Here is a 7,803-nt window from a genome sequence, read left to right on the forward strand (position 1 = left end):
GCCCGGCTGGGCGGCCAGCACGGCCTCGATCTCGCCGAGTTCGATCCGGAAGCCGCGGATCTTGACCTGCTGGTCGGCCCGGCCGAAGTACTCCAGGACGCCGTCGGCGCGGCGGCGGGCGAGGTCGCCGGAGCGGTACATCCGGGTGCCGCGCTCGCCGAACAGTTCGGCGTACGGGTCGGCGACGAAGCGCTCGGAGCTGAGCGCGGGGCGGCCGAGGTAGCCGCGGGCGAGGCCGGCGCCGGCCACGTACATCTCGCCGGTGACGCCGGGCGGGACGGGCTGCAGGTACCGGTCGAGGACGTAGACCCGCAGGTCCGGGATGTTGACGCCGATGGTGCTGCCGGCTCCGGCGGCGGCGCTCGCCCGGTCGAGGGCGATGTAGGAGACGTGCACGGTGGTCTCGGTGATGCCGTACATGTTGACCAGGGTGGGCGCGTTGTCGGCGTGCCGCTGGTACCAGTCGTCGAGGCGTCCGAGTTCGAGCGCCTCTCCGCCGAACACCACGTAGCGCAGGGCGAGTTCGCTGCCGGGGCGCTCCCGGTCGGCGGCGCTGAGCTGGTAGAAGGCGGACGGCGTCTGGTTGAGGACGGTCACCCGCTCGCGGGCGAGCAGGCCGAGGAAGGCCGCCGGGTCGCGGCTGACCAGGTGCGGGACGACGACGAGCCGCCCGCCGTGCAGCAGGGCGCCCCACAGCTCCCAGACCGAGAAGTCGAAGGCGTAGGAGTGGAAGAGCGTCCAGACGTCGTCGGCGCCGAAGCCGAACCAGTGGTCGGTGGCGGAGAACAGCCGGACCACGTTGTGGTGGGTGACGGGCACGCCCTTGGGGCGGCCGGTGGAGCCGGAGGTGTAGATGACGTAGGCGGTGTCCTCGGCGCGCAGCGGCCGGGTGCGCTCGTGCTGGGCCAGCGGGAGGGCCGGGAAGGCGTCCGACTCGCCTCCGTCGACCAGCAGTCGGGGCACCCGGTGGTCGGGCAGCCGGGGCGCGGTGGCGGTGTCGGTGAGCAGGGCGGCGGGGGCGGCGTCGGCGAGCATGTAGGCGAGCCGGTCGGCCGGGTACTCGGGGTCGAGCGGCAGGTAGGCGGCGCCGGACTTGGCGACCGCGAGCAGGCCGACGACCAGGTCGAGGGAGCGCGGCAGGGCGAGTGCGACGATGGTGCCGGGGCCGATGCCGCGGGCGGCCAGCAGGCGGGCCAACCGGTCGGCGCGGGCGCCGAGTTCGCGGTAGGTGAGGGTGTGGTCGTCGTAACCGGCGGCGACGGCTTCCGGGTGGGCGAGGGCGGCGGCCTCGAAGAGTTCGGGCAGGGTCGCCTCGGGCGCCGGGGCGCCGGGGGCACCGTTCCACTCGACCAGGGCGCGGTGCCGCTCCCGCTCGCCGATCAGCGGGAGCCGGCCGACGGCGGTGTCGGGCGCGGTGGCGGCGGCGGTGAGCAGCCGGACCAGGCGTTCGGCGAGGGCCTGGACGGTGGCCCGGTCGAAGAGGTCGGTGCGGTACTCCAGGAAGCCCGCGATGCCGCCCTCCCGCAGTTCGCCGGCGTTGAGGGTGAGGTCGAACTTGGCGGTGCCGGAGGGGATCGCGGCGATGGCGGCGGTGAGGCCGCCGCCGAGTTCGAACTCCCGGTCGGGGACGGACTGCCAGGCGAGCATGACCTGGAACAGCGGGTGGCGGGCCAGCGAGCGGGGCGGGTTGAGCTCCTCGACGAGGCGGTCGAAGGGCAGGTCGGCGTGGTCGTGGGCGCCGAGCACGGCGGTGCGGGCGCGGCCGAGCAGCTCGCGGAAGGTCGGCTCACCGGAAGTGTCGGTGCGCAGGACCACGGAGTTGACGAAGTAGCCGACCAGGGCCGCGGTTTCGTCGGAGTCGCGGCCGGCGACGGGGGTGCCGATGGGGATGTCGGTGCCGCAGCCGTGCCGGGTGAGCAGCGCGGCGAGGCCGGCCTGGACGGCGGTGAACACGCTGGTGCCGGTGGCGCGGGCGAGCGCGGCGAGGGCGGTGTGGGCGTCGGCGTCCAGGTGGAACGGCACGGTGGCGCCGTGGTGGGCGGCGACAGCGGGCCGGGGGCGGTCGGTGGGCAGGTCGAGCTGGTCGGGCAGGCCGGCCAGGGTCTTGCGCCAGTGGTCGAGCTGGCGGACGGCGAGCGGGCTGGGCGCGTCGGGGGTGCCGAGCAGCCGGGCCTGCCAGGCCACGTGGTCGGCGAACTGGACGTCGAGCGGGGCGGGTTCGGGGGCGTGGCCGGCGAGGCGGGCGGCGTAGGCGGTGGCGAGGTCGCGGGCCAGCGGGGTGGTGGAGGCGCCGTCGCCGGCGATGTGGTGGAGCAGCAGGAGCAGGGTGTGGGCGCCGTCCGGGTCGCCGAACAGCGTGGCCCGCAGCGGGGGTTCGGCGCCGAGGTCGAAGGCGTGCCGGACGGCGTCGGCGAGCGGGCCGGTGCCGTGGTGCAGTTCGACCGGGGCGGGCGGCAGGATCCGCTGGAACGGCTCGCCGTCGGCGGACTCGCCGTAGACGGTGCGCAGGGTCTCGTGGCGGGCCGCGAGGTCGCCGACGGCCAGCGCGAGGGCGTCGCGGTCGAGCGGGCCGGTGAGGGTGAGGGCGAGCGGGATGTTGTAGGTGGGGCTGGGGCCTTCGAGCCGGTAGTGGAACCAGAGGCCGCGCTGGGCCGGGGAGAGCGGCAGGCGTCCGGTGCGCTCGACCGGGACCAGGGCGGGGCGCGGCTCGGGGGCGGAGCGCTCGCGCAGCAGGGCGGCGAGGGCGGCGGGGGTGGGGTGGTGGAAGACGTCGGCGAAGCCGATCGCCGCCCCGAGGGTCTCGCGCAGCCGGGCGGCGAGCCGGCCGGCCAGCAGGGAGTGGCCGCCGAGGTCGAAGAAGTCGGTTTCCCGGGAGGGGAGTTCTTCGCGCTCCAGGAGGTCGGCGAACAGCCCGCAGATGATCTCCTCCTGCGGGGTGGCGGGCGCGGCTCCGCCGTCGGCGTCGGCGGTGGACTCGGGTTCGGGCAGGGCGCGGTGGTCGAGCTTGTCGTTGCCGGTGCGCGGCAGGTCGTCGAGGACGAGAACGGCGGCGGGCACCATGTGCTCGGGCAGCCGGTCGGCGAGCGCGGCGCGCAGCGCGGCCGGGTCGAGGGCGGCGCCGGCGGCGGGGACGGCGTAGCCGAGCAGGCGCTTGCCGCCCTGGCCGGGGCGGGCGATGACCACGGCCCGGTCGACGCCGGGGAGTTCGCCGAGGACGGCGGCGATCTCGCCGGGCTCGATCCGGAAGCCGCGGATCTTCACCTGGTCGTCGGCGCGGCCGAGGAACTCCAGGGTGCGGTCGGCGCGGCGGCGGGCGAGGTCGCCGGTGCGGTACATCCGGCCGCCGGGCGGGCCGTAGGGGTCGGCGACGAAGCGTTCGGCGGTGAGGTCGGGGCGGCCGAGGTAGCCGCGGGCCAGGCACGCGCCGGCCACGTACAGTTCGCCGGTGGCGCCGTCGGGGACGGGACGCAGCGAGCCGTCGAGGACGTAGGCGCGCGAGCCGCGCACGACGCGGCCGACGGGGGTGCCGTCCGGGCCGGGGGTCCAGGAGTAGGCGTCGACGGTGGTCTCGGTGGGGCCGTACAGGTTGACGGGGGCGAGGCCGTCGACGGCGGCGAGGCGGCGCCAGAGCGGGTCGGGGGTGGCCTCGCCGCCGACGGCTATCACGGCGGGGCGGTGGCGGTCCTCGGCCAGCAGGCCCTCGGCGAGCAGGACGTCGAGGTAGGAGGGGGTGACGTCGAGGTAGTCGATCCGCTCGCGGTGGACGTGGGCGGCGAGGGCGGCCGGGTCGCGGTAGGTGTCGTCGTCGAGCAGGTGGAGTTCATGGCCGTGGAGCATCCACAGCACCGGGTCCCAGGAGGCGTCGAAGGCGAAGGAGGCGCTGTGGGCGACGCGCAGGCGTGCGCGGCCGGTGCGGGCGACGGCGGGGGCGATGTGGTCCTCGCCGTGGCCGGCGTGCAGGTTGGCGAGCGAGGCGTGGGTGACGACGACGCCCTTGGGGCGGCCGGTGGAGCCCGAGGTGTGCAGCAGGTAGGCGGTGTGCGCGGGGTCGGGTGCGGGCAGCGGCTCGGTGGGGAGGGCGGCGAGTTCGGCGCGCACGGCGGGGTCGTCGAGGGCGACGGCGGGGCGGTCGGCGGCGCCCGGGAGGGCGGCGAGGGCCTCGGCGGTGCCGACGGCGCAGACCGGGCGGGTGTCGTCGAGGATGTCGGCGATCCGCTGCCGGGGGTGGGCGAGGTCGAGGGAGAGGCAGGCGCCGCCGGACTTGAGCACGGCGAACATGGCGACCAGGGTGTCGGCACCGCGCGGCATGGCGAGGGCGACCGGGGTGCCGGCGCCCGCGCCGAGGGCGGTGAGGCGGTGCGCCAGGCGGGTGGCGGCGGCGTCGAGTTCGGCGAAGGTGAGGGTGGTGGAGCCGCTGCGCAGGGCGGTCGCCTCCGGGGTGCGGGCGGCCTGCTCGGCGAGCAGTTCGGGCACGGTGCGGGTGACGGGGGGTTCGGTCCGGCCTGCGGTGGCGCGGCGCAGCGCGTCCTCGTCGAGCAGGTCGATCCGGGCGATCGGGGTGTGCGGGTCGTCGAGCAGCAGGGCGGTGAGGCCGTCGAGGTAGCGCAGCAGGCCGTCGTGGTGGGCGGCGAGGGCGTCGGCGCCGTAGTGGTCGGGGTGGGCTTCGAGGCCGATCCGCAGGGCGCCGTCGGAGCCGGGCGAGACGGCGAGGGCGAGGTCGTCGACGGGGCCGGCGGCGAGGTTGCGGACGGTGGCGGGCAGGCCGCCGAAGTCGAGGTCGCCCTCGAAGGCCTTGATGTTGACCATCGGCCCGAACAGGGCGCGGCGGGTGCCGGTGAGGGCGAGGTCGCGACGCAGGTCCTCCAGCGGGTAGCGCTGGCGGCGGCGGACGTCGCGGACCTCCAGGACGACGCGGCGCAGCAGTTCGGCGGCGGTGTCGCGGGGGCGGACGGCGAGGCGCAGCGGCAGGACGTTGGCGGTGGCGACGGGGGTGCGCAGGGCGGCGGGGCCGCGGCGGTTGGCGAGCGGCAGGCCGAGCACGACGTCCTCGGTGCCGGCGAGGCGGTGCAGGTAGCCGGCGGTGGCGGCGATGACGAGTTCGGCCCAGGTGGCGCGGGCGGCCTTGGCGGCGGCCTCCAGGCGGGGCAGGGTGCCGGCGGGCAGTTCGGCGGTGAGGCGGGGCAGTCCGGCGGGGCCGGCGGGGGTGCCGCCGGGGAGGGTGGCGGGGGCGTCGGCGCCGGCGAGGCGCTCGCGCCAGAACTCCCGGTCGGCGGCGCGCTCCTGGCCGGTCCGGTAGGCGGCCTCCTCGGCGGCGACCTCGGCGGGGGTGGCGAAGCCGCGGTCGGTGGGGCGGGTGCCGGCGGTGAGCGCGGTGTAGATCTCGGCGACCCGGCCGGTGAGGAGGGTGAGGGCGTAGGCGTCGACGGCGAGGTGGTGGACGCGCTGGTACCACCAGTGGCGGTCGTCGGCGAGGCGGATCAGGGCCTGGGTGAACAGCGGGCCTTCGGCGAGGTCGACGGGGCGGGCGAGGTCGGCGCGCATCCAGGCCTCGGCGGTGGCCTCGGGGTCGGCGTCGGCGCGCAGGTCGAGGTGGTGCAGGGGCCAGGCGCGGCCGGGGGTGAGGCGCTGGTGCGGGGCCTCGTCGCCGCCCTGGGTGACGACGACGGCGCTGAGCGCTTCGGCCTCGTCGACGGCCCGGCGCAGGGCGGTCTCGAAGAACCCGGCGTCGAGCGGGCCGGCGATCTCGACGGCGTCGCCGGTGTTGTAGACCGGGCTGTCGGGGTCGAGCGCCTGGGCGTACCAGATCGCCGCCTGGGTGGCGAGCAGCGGCACATCGGCGGGGACGGCGACGGGGTCGGACGCGGCCTGGTGGCGACGCATGGTTCTGAGAGCTCCTCGGGTCCGGCGCAACGGAACGCCTACTGCCTACTTAGGTTAGCCTAAGCTATCTGCATATCGTCTGGTCAACAGCCCGCCGGGAGGCGGGCCCTGACGCCTCCGGAGGCGCCGATGTCCCCCCTGAACGCGAGTGAGGCGGCCGTGAGCGAGCCCGCCGTGGCCGACCCCGGCCTGAAGGCGGCGGTGCGCGAGCGCGTCCTCGCCCATCAAGGCGAGTTGCTCGCGCTCAGCCGCCGCGTCCACGCCCACCCGGAGACCGCGTTCGAGGAGCACCGGGCCGCCGAGTGGTGCGCCGAGCTGCTGCGCGCCCACGGCTACGCCGTCACGCCGGGCGCGCACGGCCTGCCCACCGCCTTCGACGCGCGCCTCGGCACCGGACCGGTCACCGTCGCCGTGGTCTGCGAGTACGACGCGCTGCCCGGCCTCGGCCACGCCTGCGGCCACAACCTCATCGCCGCCGCCGGTCTCGGCGCCGCGCTCGGCCTCGCCCCGTACGCGGACCGGCTCGGGCTCACCGTGCGGGTGATCGGTGCGCCGGCCGAGGAGCGCGGGGCCGGAAAGGCGCTGCTGCTGGACGCGGGCGCCTTCGACGGCGTGGACGCGGCGATGATGGTCCACCCCTGTCCGGTGGAGGTCGCCGACTTCCACTCCTTCGCGCTCGGCACCCTGTCCGTCCGCTACACCGGGCGCGCCGCCCACCCGAGCCTCAACCCGCACGAGGGCCGCAACGCCGCCGACGCGCTCACCGTCGCACAGGTCGCGCTCGGACTGCTGCGCCAGCAACTGCCGCCGCACTGGCGGGTGCACGGCATCACCACGGCCGCGGGGACGGCGCCCAACCTGATCCCTGACAGCGCCACCGCCGAGTACGAGATCCGCGCCTCGGTGGCCGAGGACCTCGCGGAGCTGCGGGCCCGGGTCGAGGACTGCTTCCGGGCGGGCGCGCTGGCCGCCGGGTGCGAGGTCGAGCTCACCCGGCCCGAGCCGGACTACCTGGACTTCCGGAGCGACGCCGGACTGCTCGGGCTGTGGCGGGCCAACGCGGCGGCGGTGGGCCGTCCCGAGCCGGTCGAGAGCGGTCCGTTCGCCTGCACGGACATGGGCAACGTCTCGCACGCGGTGCCCGCCATCCACCCGGTGCTGGACATCACCGGCGGCGCCTGCGGGCCGCACGAGGCGGCGTTCGTCGAGGCCGCCGTCTCGCCGGAGGCGGACCGGGCGATCGTGGAGGGGGCCGTCGCCATGGCGTGGACGGCGGCGGACTTCGCGGCGGCGCGGGGGTCGCGGGCCCACGGGCGGACGACTGACCAATGACACCTGACAACTGACGGATAACAGCTGACGGATTTCAGATTCTGTCATCTGTTATCCGTCATCTGAAATCTGTCAGTTGTCACTTGTCAGTTGTCGGCCGTCCGCTGTCAGCCGCGCTCCGGGACCAGGTGCACCGGCCCCGGCTCGGGCAACAGTTCGCCGAGCACCGCCGGCGCGGCGCGCAGGGCCGTCACCCCGGCTTCGCGGACCAGCTCCCCCACCTCGCCCGGCCGGTCCGGGTCGGCCAGCACCAGCGCCGCCCCGGTCCGCAAGGGCCAGAGGAACTCCCACAGCGGCAGCCCCAGTTGGAGCACCCGGTCACCCGGCCCCAGCCCGTACGCCGCCTGCAGCTCACGCACCCGGCGGTCCACCTCGGCGTGCGTCGTCCACACCCCCGTCGGCCGCCCGCCCGGGCCGTACGCCCGGCAGAGCGGGTGCTGCGGGGTGAGCGCGCGCGGCGGGTCGGTGGCCGCCCGGCCCGCCAGTTCGGCGGCGGCCGGCCGTTCGGCGGCCGGCACCCCCTCCCCCAGCACGCAGACCGGCGCCGCGTCCGCCAGCAGCCAGGCCAGCCGCCCCGGCGCGTCGTCCGGG

General features: G+C 76.4%; 2 protein-coding genes and 1 pseudogene. 1 reads left to right on the forward strand and 2 read right to left on the reverse strand.

Annotation, left to right across the window (positions count from 1 at the left end; genetic code table 11):
* Positions 1-5,880 (reverse strand): amino acid adenylation domain-containing protein (locus tag ABD308_RS02920; RefSeq protein ID WP_344325026.1); only part of this gene is annotated, 5,880 nt, incomplete at its 3' end.
* Between the two features lie 129 nt (positions 5,881-6,009).
* On the opposite strand from ABD308_RS02920, the gene ABD308_RS02925 reads away from it, so the two are divergent.
* A complete protein-coding gene (locus ABD308_RS02925) occupies positions 6,010-7,212 on the forward strand; it encodes a M20 family metallopeptidase (RefSeq protein ID WP_425554677.1) in 1,203 nt (400 codons plus the stop codon).
* A 107-nt stretch (positions 7,213-7,319) separates the two neighbouring features.
* On the opposite strand, the pseudogene ABD308_RS02930 reads toward ABD308_RS02925, so the two are convergent.
* Positions 7,320-7,803, reverse strand: a pseudogene (locus tag ABD308_RS02930) (non-ribosomal peptide synthetase); the annotation flags it as partial.

Origin of the sequence: Kitasatospora putterlickiae (assembly GCF_039527695.1) — a bacterium.
Taxonomy (GTDB): Bacteria; Actinomycetota; Actinomycetes; order Streptomycetales; family Streptomycetaceae; genus Kitasatospora; species Kitasatospora putterlickiae.